Origin of the sequence: Paraburkholderia sp. Ac-20347, assembly GCF_017104805.1 — a bacterium.
Lineage (GTDB): Bacteria > Pseudomonadota > Gammaproteobacteria > Burkholderiales > Burkholderiaceae > Paraburkholderia > Paraburkholderia tropica.
The window spans coordinates 1-1575 of sequence record NZ_JAAGPN010000565.1; the positions used below are offsets into that span (position 1 = coordinate 1).

General features: G+C 70.3%; 1 protein-coding gene. It reads right to left on the minus strand.

What is annotated here, in order from left to right; all coding sequences use genetic code 11:
- Nucleotides 1–1575: cellulose biosynthesis protein BcsE (gene bcsE / locus G3N97_RS38685; protein ID WP_205997983.1), on the minus strand; the 1575-nt coding region annotated here is incomplete at both ends.

A 1575-nucleotide genomic window follows, 5' to 3' on the forward strand; every position in this document is an offset into this window, starting at 1 on the left:
CGGCCTGAGGCGCGGGAGCGGGCGAGGCGGCGGGCGCTGCGGTTTTCAAATCGTTCGCGACAGTCCCGGCCGACGCCGCCGCAGCGCTCGGCGCAGGCGCGGCTCCGCGCGGCGTTTGCGGCGCGTGAATCGCGAGCCAGCCGGAATAATCGGGCGGCGTCTGCGCGTCGATTTCGTCCTCGAGCGTTTCGAGCAGCGCGCCGATCGAATTCGGATCGCCGCAGCGCTGCTCGCCCTGGAACAGCTCCGCGAGCGGATTCCTGAACACGCGCTGCAGCACCGCGTCGGCGTCGCCGAGGCGGCAGGCGAAGAAGAACACGTACAGGCTGTCGCCGGCGGCCGTCGCGATGTCGCCCGCGCGGCGCAACTGACACGCCTTGAGCGCGTCGACGTGCGCGACTTCGGGCATCAGCGCGAGACGGATCAGCACGCTCGGCAACTGGATCACGCGGCTGCGTTCGACGGCCGCGCGCACCAGCTCGACGAAATGCGCCGCGCCCACGTAGCCGCTTTCCTCGCCGTGCATCACGCCCGCGAGCGCCTGGCGATAGTCGGCGGGCACCGGACGCGAATACACCTGCCCCTGCAGACTGTCGACGATCGCTTCCACCTGCGAGAGCGTGGTGTGACGCGGAATCACGCGGTTCGCGCCCAGATTGAGCATGAGCGACTCGTAGCGCATCGCCACCGCTTCCTCGCGCACGATGATCTTGAGCGCGTTGCCGCATTGCAGCCGCAGCGTGTGGACCTGTTCCGCGAGCGATTCGAGCTGGCGGCTCGTGCCGAAGTCGAGGATCACCGTTGCGGCGACGGCGGTGCGCGAGGCGCCGAGCGCCGCTTCGTTGTCGTCGACGACCTGCCAGGCGGGCGGCAGCACGCGTTCGTTGATCACGGCGTCGCGCGAGACGATCACGCGGCCTTCGTCGGGCGCGAGCAGGCCGACTTCGGTCGCCGTTTGCGCGAAGGTGCCGCCGTCCACGGTCAAACGATGATCGAGCGCCGAAAAACGCAGCGGCAGCGACTGGCTGCCGAGCACGGCGTCTTCGGAGCGCCAGAACGCCACTTCCCAATGGAACTGGCCCTGGGTCTGCAGCAGTTGCGCCGCGCCCGCGAAGCGCGCCTGGAAGGCGGCCAGTTCGGGATGCGCGTTGTCGTCGCCGAGACCGGGCGGTTCGGCCAGCAGCAGCACGCCGTAACGATGCTGCGCGCACCAGCTCGCGAGTTGCGCGCCTTGGCGCGCGAGCGCCGCGGCGTCGTGCCAGTCGAAGAACGCTTCGGCGCCTTCGAGATAGAACTGGCTCGCGGGCGCGGCGCACTGGTTGGCGAGCGCGTCGAGCGCCTCGATCAGCACCTGCGCGCCGTCGCGGCCTTCGAGCGGCGCGAGCGAGCAGACGTTGGCCCAGTGATGCGTCGAACCGGGCCGGTCGATGTCGATGCCGCGCTCGCGCAGCATGGCCGCGATGCTCGCGCCGTCGCGCGTGGAGAGCACCGTGGCCGGACCTTCGAGCGCGGCGGCGGCGGTTTCCCAGAACAGCGCGTCGCGCGCGGGCGAGGCGTTCGCATAGACGATATGCA